We start from the raw sequence: 22,057 nt of genomic DNA on the forward strand, positions 1-22,057 counted from the left end.
AAAATTATCTATCCATAATATGGAAACCGGCAAAAAGTCACACTTGTTAAAGTTTTTCCAGCTTTCGCTTGACTGCGACGCTGTGAGGTGGATTACAGTGGTCACACAAGGTTCCACGAAACCAGCATCGAGTCGAAGCCGAAGTCTCCTTCGGTGGTAAGGGTGTTCAGCCAAGGTCCGTGGAAAGAACGACCGTTTGAAAAGAGCTGATCACCCGATGCGTTTAGACGTATTCAACCAATTGCCCGCAGCCGAGGCCGCTGATTTCCTGCGCCCCTGCGTCGATGTCGACCGCTGGATCGATGCCCTTGTTTCCGCCCGTCCTTTCAGCAGCTTCGATGCGCTTTCCAGCTTTGCGCTCCAGGACGTCGCTCCCTTCAGCCGCGAGGAAATTGCCGCCGCCCTGGCCCACCATCCGCGCATCGGCGAACAGGCGCAGGGAAGCAGCAAGGAAGCGGACCTCTCCCGCGGCGAACAGGCAGGCCTGGACCTTGATGACGATGTCGCCGGCCGCCTGGCAGCAGCCAACCGGGCCTATGAGCAGCGCTTCAACAGGGTATTCCTCATCCGCGCCGCCGGCCGCAGCACCGAAGAAATCCTTGCCGAATGCGAACGCCGGCTGGCCAACGCAGAACAGGCCGAACTGCTTGAAGTAGCCGAGCAGCTGCGCCAGATTGCGCTGCTGCGGCTGGAGAACTCGGTGGACAACTAAGCCCATGCCCGGGGCGAACCCCTGCGCATTTATCGATACCAATCCCTCCGACAGCCAGGAGATGAACATGGCAGATGGAAATGGCGAACGCAGCCACATCACCACCCACATACTCGACACCGGGACCGGGAGGCCTGCCTCCGGTGTCAAGGCCACGCTGGAAGCCAAGACGGCATCCGGCTGGCAAGAAATCGGCTCGGGTTCCACGGATGCCGATGGCCGCATCAAGAACCTCGGACCGATACAGGTTGAAGCCGGCCGCTACCGGATTTCCTTTGAAACCGGGGGCTACTTCGGGAAGCAGGGAACGGAAAGCTTCTTCCCCGCGGTAAGCATCGATTTCTTCGTCAACGACGTCGACGAGCACTACCACGTACCTCTTCTTATCAGCCCGTTTGCATATTCCACGTACCGAGGGAGTTAGAACAATGACTACCGAAATCACCGCCCCAGCAGATACCAAGATCGTGCTGGGCTCCAACCAGTACGGCAAGGCCGAAGTCCGCCTGGTCAAGATCACCCGCGACACCGTGCGCCACCAGATCCAGGACCTGAACGTCACCAGCCAGCTGCACGGCGACTTCACCGCCGCGCACCAGGACGGCGACAACGGCCGCGTCGTCGCCACTGACACCCAGAAGAACACCGTCTATGGCCTGGCCCGCAACGGCGTGGGCGCCATCGAGGAGTTCCTGGTGCAGCTGGGAAACCACTTCACTGGCGAATTCGAGTGGATCACCGGCGGCCGCTGGGCAGCCCAGCAGTTCTTCTGGGACCGCATCAACGACCATGACCACGCCTTCTCGCAGAACAAGTCCGAAGTGCGCACCGCCGTGCTGGAAATCGACGCCGAAGGCAAGAAGTCCATCGTTGCCGGCCTGGAGGACCTCACCGTCCTGAAGTCCACGGGCAGCGAGTTCCACGGTTTCCCGGTGGACAAGTACACGACCCTGAAGGAAACCACCGACCGCATCCTGGCCACCGACGTGACTGCGCGCTGGCGCTACACCGGCCAGGCCATCGCCCAGGGCATCGACTTCGACGCGGTCTATACCTCGGTGCGCCACCTGCTGCTGACCCGCTTCGCCGACACCCACTCGTACGCGTTGCAGCAGACCATGTTCCAGATGGGGCAGGCAGTGCTCGAAGCGCATCCGGAAATCGCCGAAATCAAGATGTCCCTGCCGAACAAGCACCACTTCCTGGTTGACCTGGAAGTCTTCGGCCAAGACAACCCCAATGAGGTCTTCTTCGCCGCGGATCGCCCATACGGCCTGATCGAAGCGACGATCACCCGCGAAGGCACCGAGGCGAATCACCCCATCTGGGCCAATATTCCGGCATTTATCTAACTGAACGGCGTTGAAGGTGGGCCGGCGCTGGCACGCCGGCACACCTTTGGCAGCGACTGACGTAGGAGGTCAGCCTTGAGCGCTACACAAGATGAATCTATCAAAGGCAATCGTCCCGAGGACGCGAAGCTCCCTCTGGGGAAGTCCTTTGCCTATGGCCTGCAGCATGTCCTGACGATGTACGGCGGCATTATCGCCCCGCCGCTGATCATCGGAAACGCTGCCGGCTTGGCCCCGGACGAGGTGGGCCTGCTGGTCGCCTGCTGCCTGTTTGTCGGCGGGCTGGCCACCATCCTGCAAACCGTGGGCATCCCGTTCTTCGGGGCGCAGCTGCCGCTGGTCCAGGGCACGTCCTTCGCATCCGTGGCTACCATGGTGGCCATCGTCAACGGGGGAGGCGGAATCCAGGCGGTCTTCGGGGCCGTGCTCGTCGCAGCGCTGATCGGCTTCCTCATAGCGCCGTTCTTCGCCCGCATTGTCAGGTACTTCCCGCCGGTGGTCACCGGCGTGGTCATTACGATGATCGGCATCTCGCTGACCCCGGTCGCGGCCAACTGGGCCATGGGCGGGGACGCGAAGGCCGATGACTACGGGTCGCTGGCCAACATCGGCCTGGCCGCCGGAACACTGCTGGTGGTCCTGCTGCTGTCCAAGGTCGGCAATGCAGCGATTTCCCGCATGTCGATCCTGCTGGCCATCGTGCTGGGCACCGTCGCCGCAGCGCTGCTGGGCATGGCCGATTTCTCGCAGGTCGGGCACGGCGCGATCTTCGCCTTCCCGCAGCCGCTGGCCTTCGGCATGCCGGTCTTCGAAATCGGCGGCATCATCTCGATGACCATCGTGGTGCTGGTGATCCTCACCGAAACCACCGCAGACATCCTCGCTGTGGGCGAGATCGCCGGATCGAAGGTGGATTCCAAGCGCATTGCCGACGGCCTGCGTGCCGACATGGCCTCTTCCGCAGTGGCGCCGATTTTCAATACCTTCACCCAGTCGGCCTTTGCGCAGAATGTCGGCCTGGTGGCCATCACGGGCATCACCAGCCGCTTCGTTGTCGCGGCCGGTGGCGGCATCCTCGTCGTGCTCGGCTTGCTGCCGATCCTCGGACGAGTGGTCGCTGCCATCCCGACTCCGGTGCTCGGCGGCGCAGGCATCGTGCTCTTCGGCACCGTCGCCGCTTCCGGGATCCGGACCCTGTCCAAGGTGAAGTACGACGGCATGAACTTGGTGATCGTCGCGGCATCGATTGCCTTTGGCTGCATCCCGATTGTGAAGCCGGACTTCTACGCTGGATTCCCCACGTGGTTCGAGACGATCTTCCACTCCGGGATTTCCTCGGCGGCCGTGATGGCCGTGCTGCTGAACCTGCTGTTCAACGAACTCAAGTTCGGGAATACAAAGGATGCATCGGTCTTCTCGGCGGCTCCGCCGCGCATGGTCAAGACCGAGGAGATCTGCGGATTGCTCGATGGCGACCACTACGTGGGCGGCAAGCTCATCGACAAGGAAGGCTACGAAATTCCGGTGGTCACACCCGATGAATTCGAGCAGATCCAGACCGGAGCCATCCAGATGCCTGTACCCAGGCCTGCCGAGACATCAGGGCACTGAGGAATCGGCCCCATCCGAACCCGAGGCCGAGGAATTGCTCGATGACGAGAAGTAGCAGCTAGCGCGAAATGCTCGCAAACTCCGGTTTGCGGGCATTTTGCGCGAGCTCGAGCAGTTGCACTTCACAGCGCGAACAGCCAGGGAGCACCGTCGGACGAGTTTTCCGGGCACCTTGCGCAGGGCTGGCCCAAGTGCTGGACTGCGTTGGAAGTTCCGTGCAGGCACCGGACCAGTCAGGGGCTCCTGTGCGGCAGCGGGAGCATCGGCGTTTTGCGAGGGTCTAAGCTAGATGACTGTGAGTTCAGCAAATCTTTCCATCGGCGTTGACATCGGTGGCACCAAAATCCTTGCAGCCCTTGTGGATCAAGAGGGGAACGCCTTCGGGCAAATCCGCCGCGAGACACCTGACCATGACGTGGCGGGGACCGAACGTGCCCTGGCTGAGATGATCCGCGAGCTCTCGAAGGGCAACGAAGGTCTTCCGGTGGGCATTGGCGCCGCGGGATGGATGGACCGCAAGGGGCAGAACGTGCTGTTCAGCCCCCACCTGTCTTGGCGCAATGAACCGGTGCGCGACCGTCTGATGCAGCTGGTAGGACATGAAGTGACTCTGGTCAACGACGCTGATGCGGCCGGCTGGGCCGAGCATCGTTTTGGCGCGGGCCGGGGCGAAAGCGACATGGTGTGCCTGACCCTCGGAACGGGGATCGGCGGGGCGGTCATCCTCGGAGGGCAAATCCACCGTGGCAAGTCCGGGATTGCTGGCGAATTCGGGCACCAGGTGATCGTTCCCGGCGGCCATCGGTGCGCCTGCGGAAACCGCGGTTGCTGGGAGCAGTACGCCTCTGGCAATGCCCTGGGCCGGGAAGGAGCCGAACTCGTGCGCAGCAAATCACCGGTGGCCTTCCGCCTGCGCGAGGCCGTGGGCGATGATCCGGACGCCGTTACCGGGGCGGAGGTAACTCGACTTGCCGCAGAGGGCGACCCGGCGTGCGCCGACCTCATTGCGGATATGGGCGAATGGCTCGGGTTGGGCATTTCGAATCTGGTCTCGGTTCTGGATCCGGGGACCATCGTTATCGGCGGCGGCTTGGGCGCGGCGTCGAAGCAACTGGTGGCCACCGCGGAGGAGACTTACCGCCGCACCCTCTCCGGCAGGGGCTACCGTCCCTTTGCGAAGATCAGCCAAGCCGAATTGGGTCCGGTGGCGGGCCTGATCGGGGCTGCTGATTTGGCGAGGTTCAATCAACAGCAATAAACATTGACAGGACATTAGGTCTTATCTAGGCTCGGGTTGTTATTCAACACGAGAGCGAGGTTCCGGCATGGTCCTGCCAGAGAAGCCGCCGCAGACCCGTGGCGGGCCGCTAGCAGTCGTTTTGGGAACCTATGCGGTCGCCATGTGCGGTACCACCATGCCGACCGCGCTGTATCCAATGCTCCAGGATGAATACGGCCTGAGCACCGCCGCCTCGACCCAGCTTTTTGCGATCTACGCCCTGGTGGTGCTCACGGTGCTGTGCATCTTCGGTTCCCTCTCTGACGCCATTGGCCGCAAACCCGTCATGATTCTCGGGCTGCTCGCCTCGGCCGCCAGCGGGGTGCTTTATGCCGTGGCCACCGACGCGCCCATGCTGTTCATTGCCCGGGCCCTGTCCGGGGTGTGCGCCGGGCTGGTCACCGGAACGGCCACAGCCTATTTGGCGGATCTGGTCTCCAGCTCCGGACGCGGTGCCGCCATTTCCAGCCTGGCGAATATGGCGGGACTAGGCAGCGGTCCGGCCTTGGCGGCATTTCTGACTTTCTTCTTCCCGGCTACCCCCATGATCGCTTTCAGCGTGCACGCAGTGCTTTCGGGCCTGTGCATCGTGCTGCTGGCCATGATCCCCGACAGTGTTGCGCACCGCCGGGGCGGGTGGAAACTCAGCCTTCCGCTGGTGCCGCGTTTGGCACGACGGGACTTCTGCGTGGGTGGACTGATGACCCTGGGCTTTGCGGTCATGGGCGGCTGTACAGCCATGACGTCCATCCTGGTGGTCCGCGCCTTTGGGATTACCGACCTGCGCCTGCTGGGGCTCATCGGTTCGCTGATTTTCGCCGCCACTGCCGTGGGCCAGAAAGCGGGCGGGAAGCTGGTCAGCGAAAAAGTGCAGCTGGGCTATGCCGGGCTGGCGGTGGGAGCAGTGCTGATAGCTATTGCCCCGAGGTTGGGCGGGGGCTTGGCGGTCACGGTGTACCTGGTTGGCCTAGTGGTTGCTGGACTGAGCCATGGTGCGCTGTTCCCGGTGGGACTGGGCATCGTACTGCGGCGCATCGAACTGCGGCATCGAGGCAGCGCCAGCTCCGCCTTCTGGGTACTGGGCTACGCCCTGACCGCACTTGGGGCGCTGGGGCTGGGCTGGGTAGGGCAGATCAGCGGCGAATCGATGGCAGTGACCTGCTTCGGCGCAATCATCGCACTGTGCGCAATCGGGTGCGCCAGGCTTCATCGCCGCTGGGACGATTCTGCAAACTCGCGAATCCCTGCCGGACCCTAGGTCTGCGTGCGGCGGGCATTGCTGGCAGGACAGCCGAGCTCCAGATGAGCCCCGGCCTGCGTGTGGCAGAGAACACGTGGCTTGCCGGAATGAGGTGCAGCCGATCCTCGTTGGGCATTGATAGAAGAAAACCGTATCCGGCAATGGCCCGAACCAGTGGCCTCGGACAGATCTGAAAGGCAATCAATGACAGTTGCATCCCAGGAAATCCAGGCCGACACAGCAACGCTCAACGCCATTTTTGGCGAGGCACGCACCGCTAACGCGTTCACCGGAGAGGTTACCGAGGAGCAGGCCCAGGAAATCTACGAACTGGCCAAGTTCGGTCCAACCGCGTTCAATTCCCAGCCGCTGCGCGTCACCTACGTGCGGTCGGACGAAGCCCGCGCCACCCTGGTCGACGCGCTCTCCAACGGCAACAAAGCCAAGACCGCCGCAGCTCCGCTGGTAGCGATCCTCAGCTATGACACCGCATGGCACGAACAGTGGGACAACTTCCTGCCCGGCTACAACGCACCCAAGGCCATGTACGATGCTGATGCGGACTTCACCGCATCCACCGGCAACAACAACGCACACCTGCAGGCGGGCTACTTCATGCTGGCCGCGCGCAGCTTGGGCTTCGCGGTAGGTCCAATGACCGGCGCAGACTTCTCCGCCATCGACGCATCGTTCTTCCCGGAAGGCGATCAGAAGAGTTTCCTGGTCGTGAATATCGGCCAGCCAGCCGAAAGCGAGATCGGCTCGCCAAAAGCACGCTTCGACTACGAAGCAGTTGTCCGCACCGTCTAGGTGCATCGAGTACTTCGAAAACGGCATGCGCCAGAAGCCCGGAATTCACACGGTGAATTCCGGGCTTCTGCACGCCAGCGGGAGGATCCTAGGAGGTTGCGGCCAATGAAGCTTGCAGGGCCGCGTCGGCCTCAATGAGTACCTTGGCGGCGACTTCCAGGCCCTCAACGGCACCTAGCTCGGTGTCCTCGTGTTCGATGTTCACCATCATTTCCGGATCCACCTCGTGCAATGCGCGCAAGAATTCGGTCCAGAATGCGGTGCCATGTCCCTTGCCCAAAGCCACGAAGTCCCAGGCTGAATTCTTCGGCCACTCGTTCGCCCATTCATCCCCGCCGAGGTTGGTGCGTGGTTCGTCTTCGCCCAGCTTGCGGAAGCTGTTATCCAATACGCCCTGGATGGCCGCATTCGGATTGACGCGCACATCCTTGGCTGCTGCGTGGAAGACCCATGGGCCCAGGTCGCGGACAACGGCTACTGGATCCATCTGCTGCCAGAAGAGGTGCGAGGCATCCAGTTCAACTCCGATGTTGCTGGTACCCGCCCGCTTCAACAGCTCGCGAAAGCTTGCAGGGTTGAAGACCAGGTTCTGCGGGTGCAGCTCCAGAGCAACCTTGACTCCGTGTTCGACAGCCAGCTCATCGATTTCTTTCCAGAATTCCGCGGCGATCCCGAATTGATAGTCCAGCTGGTCCAGGGCTGCCGAATTCCAGGCATTGACTACCCAGTTCGGGGTCGAAGCATTGGGGTCTCCAGCGGGCAGGCCGGACATGGTGACCACGCGGGTCTGGCCTAGGCGCGCGGCCAGCTTGATGGAGCGGCGAATGTCCTCGGCGTGCTTCTGGCCGATTTCGCGATTGGGGTGCAACGGGTTGCCGTTGCAGTTCAGCCCATAGATTTCCACGCCGGTGCCTTCGAATTGGGCGAGGAAAGCATCGCGAGCGATGTCGGATTCCAGGATCTCGTCGATGTTCGGCACGTGCACTGGGGGCAAGAAGCCGCCGGTGTTCAATTCGATGCCGGTCAGTCCCTGGGCGGCAATGACCTCCAGGGCTTCGGCCAGCGGGCGGTTGTGGAGGATTGCGTTGTAGACTCCGAGTTTCACAGTGAAACCTTCTTTCCGTCATTGGCAGCGGACTGCACGACCGCCTGGAGGACCTGCATATTGTGCACGCCCTCGTCGAATGTTGCGTTGCTGGGAAGTGCATTGCCCAGGCCGCAGACCTCGTCGAGGAAGGCGCGCGCCTGGTAGCCGAAGGCATCATTCTGGCCGAAGCCGACACCTGGCGCATCCATGGGCAGTCCGCCACTGAGGTAGGCGTGTTCCGAGCCGAGATTTACCGTGCGGTAGCCGTTGGTTGCCGAAGGGCCCTCGGTGAGCATGATTTCGATTTCCGCTGGACGCAGCTGGCTGAAGCGTGCGGCGCCCTTCTCGCAAAAGACCTCGAAGGTCAGCGTATTGGGGTGGCCGGCTGCCACGCGGGAAACTTCCAGGCTGCCTGCGGCCCCGGCGAACTGTACGTTGAACGCCGCGTAGTCGTCGTTTTCTACCGGCTCGGACGTGTCGCTCAGTTCCACGAGATCGTGGCCGGTGACGGCGCCGGCTGGCAGGAAGCGTTCGGTGATGCTGGTGCTCAGCTGGCCGCCGCTGACCGAAAGAATCTCGCCGGCCAGGAATTCGGCAACGTAGGCCAGGTGGCTTCCCACATCGGCCAGTGCGCCCGAGCCTGGCTGGCCCTTGAAGCGCCAGCTCATCGGGGCCTGCGGGTTGTGGCCGTAGTCGGTCCAGTAGCGTCCGGAGAAATGCAGCACCTTGCCCAGGGTGCCATCGGCGATCAGGTTCTGGATCGTGGCGATGCCCGGGGTGCGGCGGAAGGTGAAGCCAACGCGGGCCACGGAGTCGGCGTTGCGGGCCGCGGTGGCCATCGCTTCAGCTTCTTGAAGGGTGTCAGCCAGCGGCTTTTCGCACAAAACGTGCTTGCCGGCAGCCAGCAGGCCCTCGACTGCTTCACGGTGGAAACGGTTGGCAATAACTACCGAGACCACGTCGATATCTGGATCTGCGGCCACCTCTTGCCAGGAACCGAGCGCCTTTTCGTAGCCGTAGCGCTTGGCGACCTTGGCTGCGAGCTCGGTGTTCACGTCAGCCACGGCAACGTAGCGAAGCGGTGGCAAGTCGGAGCTGTAGAGGGTGGGTGCTGTGCGGTACCCAGCGATGTGGGACAGCCCGGCCATGCCGGCGCCAATGACGGCAATGCCGATGGTTTTTGTCATGGAATTCTCCTGGGTGAAAGCTGTTCATGGAATATTTTGGAGCGCTCCAAAAGAGTCTAGAACCTATTTCAGATCGCGGTCAAGGGGTCTGCAGGAGAAGGTTTGGAACTGGAAGGAATCAGGGCCGGCGTGGTGCCGCGCAGGTGCCGCGCTCGATGAGCAGCGGCTCCATCAGCACGCGCTGGGCTTCGCGTTCGGGATTGGCGAGCCGGGAGAGCACCTGCTGGGCCACGTGCAATCCAAGCTCGTGGTTGCGGCTATCCACGGTTGTCAGGCGCAGCAGGTGGGTGCCGGAGAGCGGCGAGTTGTCGTAGCCGATGATTGACAAATCCCCAGGTGTCGACAGGCCGGCTTCCCGGGCGGCTGCCATGGCTCCCATGGCCATTGAGTCGTTGCCGGCCAAGATGGCCGTTGTTTCCGGGGCTTCGCCCAAAAGCTGCCGTGCGCACTGGTAGCCGGTGTCTTCGGTGGTCAATTCGCTGACCGAAACTATGCGCTCTTCGAGTCCCGCGGCCTTCATTGCCTCCTGGTACCCGGCCAGGCGCAGCATCGAGGCTCCGCCGCCACCGGCGATGTGGCCAATATTCCGGTGGCCCAGCGAAACCAGGTACTCGATGGCTTGGCGTGCCCCGAGCCTGTCGTCACTGGAAGAAATGTCCGCGCCGCGAACCTGGGTGGCGCGATTGCCGGCCACAATGACCGGAACCTGCGCTGAAAAGCGCATGGCAGGAGTCGGTTCGGTGGCCAGTACCAAAGCCTCTACCCGGGTGCTGAGGAATCCATCGAGCGGGTCCGACTCGACGTGGGTGTTGAGTGCCCGGTCGGAAACTGCGATGCGCAATCCTGCGCTTGCCAGTCCTTCTTGGAGCCCGCGAAGAAGTTCCACGAACCAGACGTTGGTGTAGTCGTCGATGACTACGCCGACTGTCTGGCTCGTGCCGCCGGCAAGTGCCGTGGCGGCCTGGCTGGGGTGGTAATCCAGTTCCTTGATGGCGGCCAGTACTGCCGCGCGACGTGCTTCCGAGACGCTGGGGGAGCCGCGCAGCACCAGGGACACCAGCGACTTGGAAACACCTGCGGCCTGGGCAACGTCGTAGATGGTCGCTCGACGGCGTGCTGCGGCCACAGTTCCTCCTGGGGGTGTCGGTTGTTCTCGTTAAGAGCCTAGCGTTTTGCTCGAGTGCACGGCCGTTAGGGGGTGGATTCTGCTCGTCGAACTTCGCGGGCCACGCCATGAAGCCAAGACATGGCATGTGGAAATTTTTTTATTTTCAACGTTCGAAACAGATGGAATACCCCGGAATTCCGCGGATTTGTCCACACCATGTTACTCATGTTGTAAATATGTCAGTACAAACCTTTGACAGTGCCGAATTCATGGTGCAAAGTATTTCTTGTGGCACCGTTCACATCTTCGGCAGTTGGCCGATCCCTGAACTTCTGACTCGAAAGGACGTCGATCTGCGTGACTTACGACGTACTCACCCTCGGACGCATCAGCGTCGATGTGTATCCGAATGACATCGGCGTTTCCCTCGCGGATGTGAACACATTCAGCAAGTACCTCGGCGGCTCCGCCACCAACGTCGCCGTGGCGGCAGCCCGGCACGGCCGAGCAGCCGGTGTGATCACCAAAATCGGCGACGACGACTTCGGCACATTCCTGGAACGCGAATTGGACCGCTTCGGCGTGGACCGCACCCAGGTAGCCCGCGACGCCACGTTGCAGACGCCAGTCACCTTCTGCGCCATCATGCCGCCGGACGACTTCCCGCTGTACTTCTACGGACGCTTCCCGATGGCGCCGGACTGGAACATCGACAGCAGCGACATCGACCTCCAAGCCGTCAAGGACTCCAGGATCTTCTGGAGCACCGTCACCGGCTTGAGCCGCGAGCCTTCGCGCACCGCGCAATTGGCGGCCTATGCCGCCCGCCCAGCAGATTCCCTGGCCCAGGGGCAGTTCACCATTCTGGATTTGGACTACCGCCCGATGTTCTGGGACTCCGTGGAACAGGCCCGCGAACAGGTAGCGCGTGCCCTGCCATCGGCCACCGTGGCCATCGGCAACGACACCGAATGCTCGGTAGCCGTCGGCGAAGGCACCCCGGATGAGCAGGCCGACCGCCTGCTGGAGGCCGGAGTGCAGATTGCCGTGGTCAAGCTCGGCCCCGAAGGGGTCATGGCCAAAACCCGCACCGAGCGCGTGGTTTCCGCGCCGGTCCCGGTGCAGACCGCTAACGGACTGGGTGCCGGAGATTCCTTCGGCGGCGCCTTCTGCCACGGACTGCTCTCCGGCTGGCCGCTGGAACAGGTGCTTGACTACGCCAATGCCGCCGGAGCCATTGTGGCCTCGAAGGTTGCCTGCTCCGACGCCATGCCGGACCCGGAAGAAGTCAATGCCCTGCTGGCCGAGCGCGGCCGCACCGTCCCCGACTCCCAGAAAGACCTGGTCTAGAAATGAAACAGGCATCAGAGCTGCCAGTGGACCGGGAAGACCCGCGCCGCTACGAATCCATCACCCGCCAGCGGCTGGAAGACCCGGCCTCGGTGCAGCGCGCCGCTTCGCTGCGCCGGAAGCACGCCGGCCCGGTGCTGGGACGGCAGAACTTCATCATCGCCGCCGACCACCCGGCCCGCGGCGCCCTGTCCGTGGGCAAGCGCGCCACGGCCATGGCCGACCGCCGCCAGCTGCTGGACCGGCTGCAGATCGCCTTGCAGAACCCCGCCTGCGACGGGGTGCTGGCCTCGCCCGATATCCTCGATGACCTGCTGCTGCTGGGCGCGCTGGAAGGCAAGCTGGTCTTCGGATCGATGAACCGCGGCGGGCTCACCGGCTTGGTCAACGAGATCGACGACCGCTTTACCGGGCACAGCGCGGCCGCCCTGGCTGCCCTGGGCGCCGACGGCGGCAAGATGCTCACCCGGATCAGCTACGAGGATCCGGACACCGTGAAAACCCTGGCCGCTACCGCCGACGCCGTGTCGGATCTGGCCCGGCACCAGCTGGTGGCGATGGTCGAGCCGTTCATCTCCAAGCGGGCCGAGGGCAAGGTAGTCAACGACCTGCGCCCGGAGGCAGTGATCAAGTCCATGGGCATCGCCTCGGGACTGGGCGAAACCAGCGCCTACACCTGGCTGAAGATTCCCGTGGTCCAGGAGATGGAACGGGTCATGGCCGCGACCACCCTGCCCACGGTCCTGCTCGGCGGGGATCCATCGGGCAGTCCCGACGAGGTCTTCGCCTCGTGGCAGGCGGCGCTGGCCCTGCCTTCGGTGCAGGGGCTGACCGTAGGCCGGACCCTGCTGTATCCCGAGGACGGGGATGTGGCCGCCGCCGTGGCAACCGCCGCATCGCTACTGGACACCACCGCAACCGTACGCAGCTGAGAAGGACGAAGCTCGATGACTACACGCACAATGACCGTTGCCCAGGCGGTCGTGGAATTCCTGGGCCGCCAGTACACGGTGGATTCCATCGGCGGCACGCACTACCGCGAACGGCTGATTCCGGGCATGTTCGGGATTTTCGGCCACGGGAATGTTGCCGGGGTGGGCCAGGCGCTGAAGCAGTGGCAGGCCAAGGACCCGAGCCTCATGCCGTACTACCAGGGCCGCAATGAGCAGGCGCAGTCGCACCAGGCCGTTGCCTACGCGCGGCACACCCGCCGGCGCGCCACCTACGCGGTCTCCACCTCCATCGGCCCCGGGTCCTCCAACTTGCTCACCGGTGCGGCGCTGGCCACCGCCAACCGCCTGCCGGTGCTGCTGCTGCCTTCGGACACCTTCGCCACCCGCGCCGCGGACCCGGTGCTCCAGCAGCTGGAAATGCCGCACGGCTACGACATCACCGTCAACGACGCCTTCCGCCCGCTGTCCAAGTACTTCGACCGGGTCACGCGACCCGAGCAGCTGGCCAGTGCCTTGCACCACGGGTTGCGGGTGCTCACCGACCCCGCCGAAACCGGAGCGGTGACCATCTCCTTGCCGCAGGACGTGCAGGCCGAGGCCTTCGACTTCCCGGAAGAGCTCTTTGCCGAGCGCGAGTGGAAGATCCGCCGCCCGGCACCGGAATCCGAGGACATCGCGGCCGCCGCGGCGATGATCCGCAAAGCCAAGCGCCCATTGATCGTCGCAGGCGGCGGCGTGCTGTATGCCTACGCCACCGAGGAGCTGGCCGCCTTCTGCGAAGCCACCGGCATTCCCGTGGGCAATACCCAGGCCGGGGTGGGCGTGCTGCCGTGGGATTCCAAGTACTCCCTGGGCGCCATTGGCTCCACCGGCACCACCGCGGCCAATGCGCTGGCCGAGCAGGCGGATCTGGTCATCGGCATCGGCACCCGCTATGAGGACTTCACCACCGCCAGCCGCACCGCATTCCAGAACCCGGAGGTGAAGTTCGTGAACATCAACGTCGCCGCGCTGGACGCCTATAAGCACGGCACCGTGCTGCCGGTGGTCGCCGATGCCCGCAAAGCGCTGATCGCGCTGCGCGAGGCGCTGACCGGGTACCGGGTCGAGGGGGCCCTGGAAGTCCAGGCCGCCACCGAGAAGCAGCGCTGGGACGCGACCGTTGATGCGGCCTTCGCCGAGCGGCTGAGCCCGCTGGTCAGCCAGAACGCCATCATCGGAGCGGTGAACCAGGCCATGGATCCGCGCGATGTGGTGGTCTGCGCCGCCGGCTCGCTGCCCGGGGACCTGCACAAGATGTGGCGGGTCTCCGACCCGTTCGGCTACCACGTGGAATACGGCTTCTCCTGCATGGGATACGAGATCGCCGGCGGGCTGGGCATCAAGCGCGCCGCCCTTGCTGAAACCGCGCGAGGCTCCGAAGAGTCCCGCGACGTCGTGGTGATGGTGGGTGACGGCTCCTACCTGATGATGCACACTGAGCTGGTCACCGCCGTGGCCGAAGGCCTGAAGCTGATCACCGTGCTGATACAGAACCATGGCTACGCCTCCATCGGAGCCCTGTCCGAATCACTGGGCTCCCAGCGTTTCGGCACCAAGTACCGCACGCTCGATGCCCAGCGCCACAGCTTCGATGATGGTGCGACCTTGCCAGTGGACCTGGCTGCCAACGCCGAGTCGCTGGGCGTGAAGGTCATCCGGATCGAGCCCGGGCCCCAAGCCATCGATGAGCTCTCGGCGGCCATCGCCCAGGCCAAGGCCGCGCCCGAGGGTTCGGGGCCGATCCTGATCCACATCGAATCCGACCTCTACGCCGATGCTCCCTCCAGCGAGTCCTGGTGGGATGTGCCGGTCAGCGAGGTCGCCGAGCTGGACTCCACCACCCAGGCCCGCAAGACCTACGCCGAGCACAAATCCCGCCAGAAGCCCCTGCTGGGCTAGGCGCACCGCACCAGACCAACTCGAATACCGAAAGACGTGAACCCATGACTGCTACCGCTACCGAAGTCACCGAAATCCTGCACTACATCAACGGCAAGCCCAGCGCCGGCACCGGCACCGCCACCCAGCCGGTCTACAACCCGGCAACCGGAGAAATCACCGGCCAGCTGCACCTGGCCAGCGGCGAGGACCTGCAGCAGGCTGTGGCCGTGGCCAAGGCCGCCTCCGAAACCTGGGGCGAAGTATCGATCGCCAAGCGCAGCAAGATCCTCTTCCGCTTCCAGCAGCTGCTCACCGAGCACACCGGCGAGCTGGCCCGCATCGTCACCTCCGAGCACGGCAAGGTCCTCTCCGACGCCGCCGGCGAGATCAGCCGCGGCATCGAAGTGGTGGAGTATGCCTGCGGCATCTCCCAGTCGCTGAAGGGCGAATACTCCGACCAGGTCTCCACCGGCATCGACGTGTTCTCCTTCCGCCAGCCGCTGGACGTGGTCGCCGGCATCACCCCGTTCAACTTCCCGGTGATGGTGCCGCTGTGGATGGCACCGGTGGCCATTGCCACCGGCAACGCCTTCATCCTCAAGCCTTCCGAGCGCGACCCTTCGGCCGCCTTGCTGATCGCCGAGCTGTTCAAGGAAGCCGGCCTGCCCGACGGCGTTTTCCAGGTGCTGCACGGCGGCAAGGAAACCGTGGACGGGCTGCTCACCCACCCGGATGTGGATGGCATCTCCTTTGTCGGTTCCACTCCGATCGCCAAGTACGTGCACGAAACCGCCACCAAGCACGGCAAGCGCGTGCAGGCCCTGGGCGGAGCGAAGAACCACGCGGTGATCATGCCCGATGCCGATATGGACTTGGCCGCCGACCACATCAACGCCGCCGCTTTCGGCTCCGCGGGCCAGCGCTGCATGGCCATCTCCGTGGCCGTCGCCGTGGGCGATGCCGCCGACGGCCTGGTGGACAAGCTCGCCGAGCATGCCCGCAACGTCAACGTCTCGAACGGCTTCGATGAGACGGCGGATATGGGACCGGTGATCACCCCGGCCTCGAAGTCCCGCCTGCAGAAGATCGTTGGCGAGGCGCAGGAAGCTGGCGCCGCGCTGGTCATCGACGGACGCGACCTGGTGGTCAAGGACCACGAGAACGGGTTCTTTGTCGGCCCGACCATCATCGACAAGGTCAGCCGCGAGATGAGCGCCTACACCGAGGAGATCTTCGGCCCGGTACTGGTGGTGCTGCGCGTAGACAGCCTGGAAGAAGCCATCGAAGTGGTCAACGCGAACCCCTACGGCAACGGCACGGCCATCTTCACCTCCTCTGGCGCCCACGCCCGCACCTACACCCGCCGCATCCAGGTAGGCATGGTCGGGGTCAACGTGCCGCTGCCGGTGCCGGTTGCCTGGCACTCCTTCGGAGGCTGGAAGGACTCGCTGTTCGGCGAGCACCACATCTACGGCCCGGACGGCGTGCGCTTCTACACCCGGGGCAAGGCCATCACGCAGCGCTGGCCGGAGCCGGCCCAGGGCACGGCCGCCACCTTCAACTTCCCCTCCAACTAGGCACCTTGAACAGAAGATAAGGTACGCACCATGGCACAGAACATCACCATCGGGACTGCCCCCGACTCCTGGGGAGTCTGGTTTGCCGATGATCCCCAGCAGACACCCTGGCAGCGCTTCCTCGACGAAGTGGCTGAAGCCGGCTACAAGACCATCGAACTGGGTCCCTACGGGTACCTGCCCACCGACCCCGCGCAGCTGGCCGACGAGCTGGCCGCCCGCGACCTGAACGTCTGCGCCGGCACCGTCTTCACCGCCTTCCACCGCGGCATCGACGGCAGCGCCAGCGCCTGGGAAGAAGCCTGGGAGCCAGCCCGCAAGGTGGCCGAGCTGACCGCCGCCATGGGAGGCGAGCATATTGTGGTGATCCCTGCCATGTGGCGCGACGACGTCACCGGCCAGGCCATCGAATCGGGCACCCTGGACGGTTCGGCCTGGGATTCGCTGGCCAAGGGCCATGACCGGCTGGGAAGGATCCTGCAGGAGGAATTCGGCCTCAAGCAGCAGTTCCATTCCCATGCCGACTCCCATGTCTGCGGCCAGGGCGACATCGAGAAGTTCCTTGAGCTCACCGACCCGCAATTCACCACCCTGTGCCTGGATACCGGACATGCCGAATACGGTGGAGCTTCCAGCGTGGATTTGATCCGCCGCTTCCCGGAACGCATCGGGTACCTGCACCTGAAGCAGATCAACCCGGACATCCTGGCCACGGTCCGCGAACAGGACATGACCTGGGCCGCGGCCAACTTGGCCGGGGTGATGTGCGAACCGCCTTCCGGGTTGCCTGACCTCAACGAGGTCTTGAAGGAAGTGGAGAAGCTGGGCCGTCCGATTTTCGGAATTGTCGAACAGGACATGTACCCGGTGGCCGACTTCTCGGTGCCGCTGCCCATCGCCACCCGCACCCGCGACTACCTGCTCAGCTGCGGCTCGCGCAGCCGCGTCTAAGAAATCCCCACCTAGCCAAGAATTCTTGAAAGGACATATCGTGCCAGATAACCTGCGCGTCGCCGTCGTTGGAGCCGGGCGCATGGGCGCCGACCACATACAGCGGATCCACCACCGTATTTCCGGAGCCGAAGTCGCGGCCGTTGTCGATATCGACACCGACCGGGTCGCTGCGGCCATCGACGGGATCCCGGGTGCCAAGGGCTACGCCGACCTGTCCGCGGCGCTCGCCGGCGGCGAGGTCAACGCGGTACTGCTGGCGACCCCCGGCTTCCTGCACCACGATGCATTGCTGGCGGTGCTCGAGGCAGATATTCCGGTGCTGTGCGAAAAGCCGCTGACCCCCGATGCCGCTTCCTCCTGGGAGATCGTCGAGGCCGAGGCCAAGCTGGGCCGCAAGCGCATCCAAGTGGGCTTCATGCGGCGCTTCGACGCCGAGTACCGGCAGCTGCGCCAGCTGATCGAGGACGAGAGCCTGGGTGAATTGCTGGTGCTGCACCACCAGCACCGCAACCCCTCCACCCCGGAGGGCTTCACCAATGAGATGCTGATCAACGACTCGGTGGTCCACGAATTCGACGCCATCCGCTACTTCACCGGTGACGAGATCACCTCGGTGCAGGTGCGCTTGGGCAAGGCCACCCGCAATGCTCCCAACGGCCAGCACGACCCCCAGCACGTGCTGCTGGAAACCTCGACCGGAGTGCTCGCCGACGTGGAGATCTACGTCAACGCGAAGTTCGGCTACGAGGTGGCGACCCAGGCTTCCTTCGAGGAGGGCATCGTGTCCATCGGCAATGACGCTGGACCGTATGTGCGTACCGCCGGGCAGTGGGGCGGCAAGGTCACCCCGGGCTTCGAGGAGCGTTTCGGCGCCGCCTACGATACCGAAATCCAGTCATGGGTGGACGCCGCGCTGCGAGGCGAATTGGGCGGGCCCAGCGCCTGGGACGGCTACGCCACCGCGGCCTGCTGCGAGGCGGGAGTCGAAGCCCAGCGCACCGGCGAAAAGGTGGCAGTCAAGCTGAACAGCAAGCCGGATCTCTACAGCTAAGGGCATCATGAAATACGCACTGGACCCGACCCCGTTCCATTCCACCCATTCGCTGCTCCAGTTCCCGGAACTGGCAGCGGAGCTGGGCTATGACAGCATCCAGCTGACACCGCATGCGGACATGATTCCGTTCTTCACCCACCCCAAGGCCGACGATGACCTGGTCGCGCAGCTCGCGGCCCGTTGCCGGGCTTCCGGGGTGGAGATCGCTTCGGTGCTGCCGGTACTGCGCTGGGCCTCGCCCGATGAGAATTTGCGCCAGGCCGCGGTGCGCTACTGGAAGCGCGCCATCCAGATTGCCGTGGATCTCGGCGTGAACCAGATGAACACTGAATTCTCCGGGCGGCCGGAACGCGCCGAGGAGTCCGAGGCGGCGTTCTACCGCTCCATGGAAGAGCTCGTGCCAATCATTGAGCGCGAGGGCATCAATGTGGCCATTGACCCGCATCCGGATGATTTTGTCGAAGAAGGCCTGGCCGCTTGGCGGGTGATCCGCGGGGTGAACTCGCCGAATCTGTCCTTCGTCTACGTTGCTTCGCATTCCTTCCACATGAAGGACAAGCCGCTGGATATCATGCAGGCAGTGGGAGAGCGGCTGCGCGTGGTGCACGTGGCGGACACCATGAACCATCATGCCTCGCACGGGTTGCGCTACATCACCAACCCGCCGGGCAATGCGGTGCGCGTGCACCAGCATCTGAAGCTTGGCGATGGCGACGTGAACTGGGACGAATTCTTCTCCGGCCTCGTGGCCAACGGATTTGCCGACCGCCAGGACAGCGTGATGGTCTCCTGCGTTTTTGCCGAGAACGAGAACGCCGTAGCAGTCGCCAAGTACCAGTTGGAGCAGATGCGCAGCCGCGTTGACGCTGCCCGTGCCGTGCGCGCCTAGCCAAACCGGCTTCCCGAGCCGAATTGCAACATGACGAAAGCCGAATCCGCAAGGGTTCGGCTTTCGTCGTCCTGCCAGGGGCCATCCTGCGCAGAAGGCGGATCCAGCAAGAGCCGCAAAATGCCGTGATGATCTGTGGGCATGGTCCCGGGAAGTGGCGGACCGGGAGGCTGCGGCAGTCCAAAAAGCAGTATCCGCCAGGACAAAATGTCCAAGAATGCTTGCCCAGAAAACACTGATGACGTATTGTCCTTACATAAGGGCTGTGAAGCCCATCACTTTCAATTATCGACGGGGCCGGAATAATGCTCAATGGCCCCCGCCGCACCGAGTGGAGGAAGCCGGATCGCAGTTGATCCGATGGATGGCCGCAGGCCAGCCACGCTTCCACCCGGGCAATCCAAAGGAGTCCCCATGTCCAGTGCGCAGAGTGCTTCTGCAGAGTCGAGTCTGCCGCCCCTTAGTCCGGGCCCCCATGCAAAACGTCTCGGTTTAATCTCCATCGTTGCCTGTTTCGGCGGCCTGCTTTTCGGCTATGACACAGGTGTTGCCAACGGTGCTGAAGGCCCGATGGCCGCCGAGCTGGGCCTGAATCTCCTGCAGATTGGCGTGGTGATCAGCTCGCTGGTCTTCGCCGCCGCAATTGGCGCACTGGTCGGTGGGCAGATCGCTGACGTGTGGGGCCGGCGGAAAACCATCATCATGCTGGCAGTCCTCTTCTTCGCGGGAAGCCTGCTGGTTGTCTTTTCGCCTGCTGGACCGGAACTGGGAACGTTCTCGCCCTTTGGCTACAGCGTGCTGATTGCCGGACGCATCATGCTCGGATTGGCCGTCGGCGGCGCATCTACGGTCGTACCGGTATACCTGGCTGAACTGGCACCGTATGAAATTCGCGGCTCGATCACCGGCCGCAATGAGTTGGCCATCGTCTCGGGCCAGCTGGCCGCCTTCGTCATGAACGCGATCATTGGAACCGTTCTGGGCGGGACCGTGGATGGCATCTGGCGTATCATGTTCGCGATTTGCGCCTTGCCGGCATTGGCGTTGTTCTTCGGCATGCTGCGCATGCCTGAATCCCCTCGCTGGCTCGTGGAAAAGCGCCGCTATGCCGAGGCGTTGCGGGTGCTCAAGACCGTGCGCTCGCCTGAACGCGCACTGGCCGAAGTCCACGAGATCGAGATTGTCGCCGACGAGGAAAAGCTGGCTAACAAGCCGGTGGGCATCAAAGCGGTGCTGAAGAACAAATGGCTGATGCGCATCATCGCCATCGGCATCGGCGTTTCCATGACTCAGCAGCTCACGGGCATCAACTCGATCATGTACTACGGCACGCGCGTGCTGGAAGAATCCGGGATGTCAGAGCAGCAGGCAGTACTGGCGAATATCGCCTTTGGCGTGGTTGCTGTCATTGGCGGAATTATCGCCCTGCGCAACATGGACCGCATGGACCGCCGCAAGACGTTCCTGATTGGCCTGTCGCTGACCACCACCTGCCACCTGCTGGTGGCTATCGCGGGCATGCTGCTGCCAGTTGGCAGCCCGATCCGGCCAGTGGTGATCCTGATCCTGGTGGTTGCCTTCGTGATGTCCATGCAGACATTCCTGAACGTGGCCGTCTGGGTATGGCTGGCTGAAATCTTCCCGCTGCATATGCGCGGACTGGGCATTGGCATCTCGGTGTTCTTCGGCTGGACGACCAACGGCGTGCTGGCGCTGTTCTTCCCATCGCTGGTCTCCGGGATCGGGATTACCGGGTCCTTCTTCATCTTCGCTGGCATCGGTGTGCTGGCACTGTTCTTCGTAGCCACGCAGGTGCCTGAAACCCGTGGACGCTCGCTGGAAGCGCTGGAAGAGGATGTTTCCACCGGAGCGATCTACCACGTCAAGCCTGTGGTCAACGCCTGAATCCCGGCGCATCGCTGAGCTGGCAAGCCCAGCCCCCGCCGCATGGCAAGGGGCTGGGCTCGCCGCTATGCCCGGGGCCTTGCCGTGCTGCCTCGCACTACCAGCTGCGGGGCATGGGTGCTGGAAGCGCCCGGGGCGTTCAGGGCCGCGTGCATGGCGGCTTGGGCCAGTGCCGCGACATCTTGCCGAACGCTGGTCAGATCGGCGTGCGCCAGCCTGGCGAATTCACTGTCGTCATAGCCGACCAGGCAGATCTGTTCGGGAACATGCAGGCCGGCAAGGTCGATTGCTTGGCGGGCGCCGAGTGCCGCACGGTCATTGAAGGCCAGTACCGCTGTGGCGCGTTCGGCTGGGGGAGTTGCTGCCAGGTATTCGCGCAGGACCGTGAAAGCGGTGGCGTCATCGGGGCCAGCTGGGAGCACTTGGCCGTGCGCGTTGGCGCGGGCGGCGGAGTCGGCAAAGGCATCGCGCCGCTGTTGTGCCGCGATGGCAGATCCGCCATCCAGATGCAGCAGCCGGGTGTGGCCGAGCTGGGCCACATGGCGGACGGCTTGTTCAACGCCGGCAGCCTCGTTGGTAATGACGGATGGGATGCCGTCAATCGTGCGCAGCAGGCTGATTATGGGAAGCTGCTTGGAGGCGTGGACCAGTTGAGCCGGCGGAAGTTCCGGGAACAGGCCGATCACCGCTTCGACTCCCGCATCGATCAGCGTATTGAGCACTCGGCGTTCATCGCGGTGCTTGCCGGTAGCGCCCAGGATGATCTCGAAGCCGTTCTGGTCTGCCTGCTCGTACAGGGCATCGGCCAATTCCGCATGCAACGGTTCTCCCAGCGCCAGGGCCAGACCGATGGTCCGGCTGCGGCTGCTGCGCAGCGACCGCGCGCGCGAATCCGGGCGGTAACCCAACTCCGCGGCCGCCTGCTTGACTCGGGACCGGGATTCTTCGCTGGCACCCTCGGCACCGCGCATGACAATCGAGGCCAGCGCTACCGAGACCCCAGAGGCGCGGGCGACGTCGGCCAGTGTGGGGCGTTTTGCAGGGGGTGTCGGCATGGGCGGAACTT

Annotated in this window: 19 protein-coding genes; 15 read left to right on the forward strand and 4 right to left on the reverse strand. The window is 63.7% G+C overall.

Annotation, left to right across the window (positions count from 1 at the left end):
* Positions 1 to 217: 217 nt before the first annotated feature.
* From uraD to AC1Z36_RS02975, 7 genes are all read left to right on the forward strand, one after another.
* A complete protein-coding gene (gene uraD / locus AC1Z36_RS02945; RefSeq protein WP_105656559.1) occupies positions 218 to 712 on the forward strand; it encodes a 2-oxo-4-hydroxy-4-carboxy-5-ureidoimidazoline decarboxylase in 495 nt (164 codons plus the stop codon).
* Positions 713 to 779: 67 nt separating this feature from the next.
* On the forward strand, positions 780 to 1,136 hold the full coding sequence (gene uraH / locus AC1Z36_RS02950) for a hydroxyisourate hydrolase (RefSeq protein ID WP_105656558.1): 357 nt from the start codon (positions 780 to 782) through the stop codon (positions 1,134 to 1,136).
* A gap of 4 nt (positions 1,137 to 1,140) precedes the next feature.
* Positions 1,141 to 2,064, forward strand: a complete 924-nt coding sequence (pucL, locus tag AC1Z36_RS02955) for a factor-independent urate hydroxylase (protein WP_105656557.1) — start codon at positions 1,141 to 1,143, stop codon at positions 2,062 to 2,064.
* 75 nt (positions 2,065 to 2,139) lie between these two features.
* Positions 2,140 to 3,675, forward strand: coding sequence for a nucleobase:cation symporter-2 family protein (locus AC1Z36_RS02960; RefSeq protein WP_105656556.1), 1,536 nt, complete (start codon positions 2,140 to 2,142; stop codon positions 3,673 to 3,675).
* 295 nt (positions 3,676 to 3,970) lie between these two features.
* The gene (locus tag AC1Z36_RS02965) at positions 3,971 to 4,933 is read left to right on the forward strand and encodes an ROK family protein (protein ID WP_286134082.1); all 963 of its coding nucleotides are present in this window, start codon (positions 3,971 to 3,973) and stop codon (positions 4,931 to 4,933) included.
* 67 nt (positions 4,934 to 5,000) lie between these two features.
* Positions 5,001 to 6,212 (forward strand): MFS transporter, encoded by a 1,212-nt coding sequence (locus AC1Z36_RS02970; protein ID WP_483561649.1) that lies wholly within the window; start codon positions 5,001 to 5,003, stop codon positions 6,210 to 6,212.
* A gap of 186 nt (positions 6,213 to 6,398) precedes the next feature.
* Positions 6,399 to 7,004: a malonic semialdehyde reductase gene (locus AC1Z36_RS02975; protein ID WP_105662234.1), complete on the forward strand. Its 606-nt coding sequence runs from the start codon at positions 6,399 to 6,401 to the stop codon at positions 7,002 to 7,004.
* Positions 7,005 to 7,092: 88 nt separating this feature from the next.
* On the opposite strand, the gene AC1Z36_RS02980 is transcribed toward AC1Z36_RS02975, so the two are convergent.
* The 3 genes from AC1Z36_RS02980 to AC1Z36_RS02990 form a co-directional block, all read right to left on the reverse strand.
* Positions 7,093 to 8,109 carry a sugar phosphate isomerase/epimerase family protein gene (locus tag AC1Z36_RS02980; RefSeq protein ID WP_402697064.1) on the reverse strand — a complete coding sequence of 339 codons (1,017 nt, stop codon included), beginning with the start codon at positions 8,107 to 8,109 and terminating at the stop codon, positions 7,093 to 7,095.
* On the reverse strand, positions 8,106 to 9,278 hold the full coding sequence (locus AC1Z36_RS02985; RefSeq protein WP_332728164.1) for a Gfo/Idh/MocA family protein: 1,173 nt from the start codon (positions 9,276 to 9,278) through the stop codon (positions 8,106 to 8,108). Before AC1Z36_RS02985 ends, AC1Z36_RS02980 begins: the two co-directional genes overlap by 4 nt.
* Before the next feature lie 118 nt (positions 9,279 to 9,396).
* Positions 9,397 to 10,404, reverse strand: coding sequence for a LacI family DNA-binding transcriptional regulator (locus AC1Z36_RS02990; RefSeq protein ID WP_483561650.1), 1,008 nt, complete (start codon positions 10,402 to 10,404; stop codon positions 9,397 to 9,399).
* A gap of 339 nt (positions 10,405 to 10,743) precedes the next feature.
* Between AC1Z36_RS02990 and iolC the strand changes: the two genes are divergently transcribed.
* The 8 genes from iolC to AC1Z36_RS03030 all read left to right on the forward strand — a co-directional run bounded on the left by iolC (position 10,744) and on the right by AC1Z36_RS03030 (position 20,991).
* Positions 10,744 to 11,736 carry a 5-dehydro-2-deoxygluconokinase gene (gene iolC, locus AC1Z36_RS02995; RefSeq protein ID WP_105656549.1) on the forward strand — a complete coding sequence of 331 codons (993 nt, stop codon included), beginning with the start codon at positions 10,744 to 10,746 and terminating at the stop codon, positions 11,734 to 11,736.
* A gap of 2 nt (positions 11,737 to 11,738) precedes the next feature.
* Entirely contained in the window at positions 11,739 to 12,668 is a 930-nt protein-coding gene (locus AC1Z36_RS03000; RefSeq protein WP_105656548.1) for a Cgl0159 family (beta/alpha)8-fold protein, read from the forward strand.
* Between the two features lie 30 nt (positions 12,669 to 12,698).
* Positions 12,699 to 14,630, forward strand: a complete 1,932-nt coding sequence (iolD, locus tag AC1Z36_RS03005; RefSeq protein WP_483561955.1) for a 3D-(3,5/4)-trihydroxycyclohexane-1,2-dione acylhydrolase (decyclizing) — start codon at positions 12,699 to 12,701, stop codon at positions 14,628 to 14,630.
* Between the two features lie 44 nt (positions 14,631 to 14,674).
* Complete coding sequence (locus AC1Z36_RS03010; protein ID WP_483561651.1) at positions 14,675 to 16,189, forward strand: CoA-acylating methylmalonate-semialdehyde dehydrogenase; 1,515 nt, start codon at positions 14,675 to 14,677, stop codon at positions 16,187 to 16,189.
* Positions 16,190 to 16,219: 30 nt separating this feature from the next.
* Positions 16,220 to 17,140 carry a sugar phosphate isomerase/epimerase family protein gene (locus AC1Z36_RS03015; RefSeq protein WP_105656545.1) on the forward strand — a complete coding sequence of 307 codons (921 nt, stop codon included), beginning with the start codon at positions 16,220 to 16,222 and terminating at the stop codon, positions 17,138 to 17,140.
* Between the two features lie 40 nt (positions 17,141 to 17,180).
* Positions 17,181 to 18,194, forward strand: a complete 1,014-nt coding sequence (locus tag AC1Z36_RS03020) for a Gfo/Idh/MocA family protein (protein ID WP_105656544.1) — start codon at positions 17,181 to 17,183, stop codon at positions 18,192 to 18,194.
* Positions 18,195 to 18,201: 7 nt separating this feature from the next.
* Complete coding sequence (locus AC1Z36_RS03025; protein ID WP_105656543.1) at positions 18,202 to 19,086, forward strand: sugar phosphate isomerase/epimerase family protein; 885 nt, start codon at positions 18,202 to 18,204, stop codon at positions 19,084 to 19,086.
* A gap of 414 nt (positions 19,087 to 19,500) precedes the next feature.
* Positions 19,501 to 20,991: a sugar porter family MFS transporter gene (locus AC1Z36_RS03030; protein WP_105656542.1), complete on the forward strand. Its 1,491-nt coding sequence runs from the start codon at positions 19,501 to 19,503 to the stop codon at positions 20,989 to 20,991.
* Between the two features lie 65 nt (positions 20,992 to 21,056).
* Here AC1Z36_RS03030 and AC1Z36_RS03035 read toward each other — a convergent pair whose 3' ends face one another.
* Positions 21,057 to 22,046: a LacI family DNA-binding transcriptional regulator gene (locus AC1Z36_RS03035; RefSeq protein ID WP_105656541.1), complete on the reverse strand. Its 990-nt coding sequence runs from the start codon at positions 22,044 to 22,046 to the stop codon at positions 21,057 to 21,059.
* Positions 22,047 to 22,057 lie beyond the last annotated feature (11 nt).

The sequence above is a fragment of the Glutamicibacter sp. BS14 genome, assembly GCF_056934375.1.

Bases quoted from the DNA above. Each gene is read 5' to 3' on its own strand.
- uraD (WP_105656559.1), top strand. From the start codon at position 218: ATGCGTTTAGACGTATTCAACCAATTGCCCGCAGCCGAGGCCGCTGAT.
- uraH (WP_105656558.1), top strand. From the start codon at position 780: ATGGCAGATGGAAATGGCGAACGCAGCCACATCACCACCCACATACTC.
- pucL (WP_105656557.1), top strand. From the start codon at position 1,141: ATGACTACCGAAATCACCGCCCCAGCAGATACCAAGATCGTGCTGGGC.
- AC1Z36_RS02970 (WP_483561649.1), top strand. From the start codon at position 5,001: ATGGTCCTGCCAGAGAAGCCGCCGCAGACCCGTGGCGGGCCGCTAGCA.
- AC1Z36_RS02975 (WP_105662234.1), top strand. From the start codon at position 6,399: ATGACAGTTGCATCCCAGGAAATCCAGGCCGACACAGCAACGCTCAAC.
- AC1Z36_RS02985 (WP_332728164.1), bottom strand. From the start codon at position 9,278: ATGACAAAAACCATCGGCATTGCCGTCATTGGCGCCGGCATGGCCGGG.
- AC1Z36_RS03000 (WP_105656548.1), top strand. From the start codon at position 11,739: ATGAAACAGGCATCAGAGCTGCCAGTGGACCGGGAAGACCCGCGCCGC.
- iolD (WP_483561955.1), top strand. From the start codon at position 12,699: ATGACCGTTGCCCAGGCGGTCGTGGAATTCCTGGGCCGCCAGTACACG.
- AC1Z36_RS03010 (WP_483561651.1), top strand. From the start codon at position 14,675: ATGACTGCTACCGCTACCGAAGTCACCGAAATCCTGCACTACATCAAC.
- AC1Z36_RS03015 (WP_105656545.1), top strand. From the start codon at position 16,220: ATGGCACAGAACATCACCATCGGGACTGCCCCCGACTCCTGGGGAGTC.
- AC1Z36_RS03025 (WP_105656543.1), top strand. From the start codon at position 18,202: ATGAAATACGCACTGGACCCGACCCCGTTCCATTCCACCCATTCGCTG.
- AC1Z36_RS03030 (WP_105656542.1), top strand. From the start codon at position 19,501: ATGTCCAGTGCGCAGAGTGCTTCTGCAGAGTCGAGTCTGCCGCCCCTT.
- AC1Z36_RS03035 (WP_105656541.1), bottom strand. From the start codon at position 22,046: ATGCCGACACCCCCTGCAAAACGCCCCACACTGGCCGACGTCGCCCGC.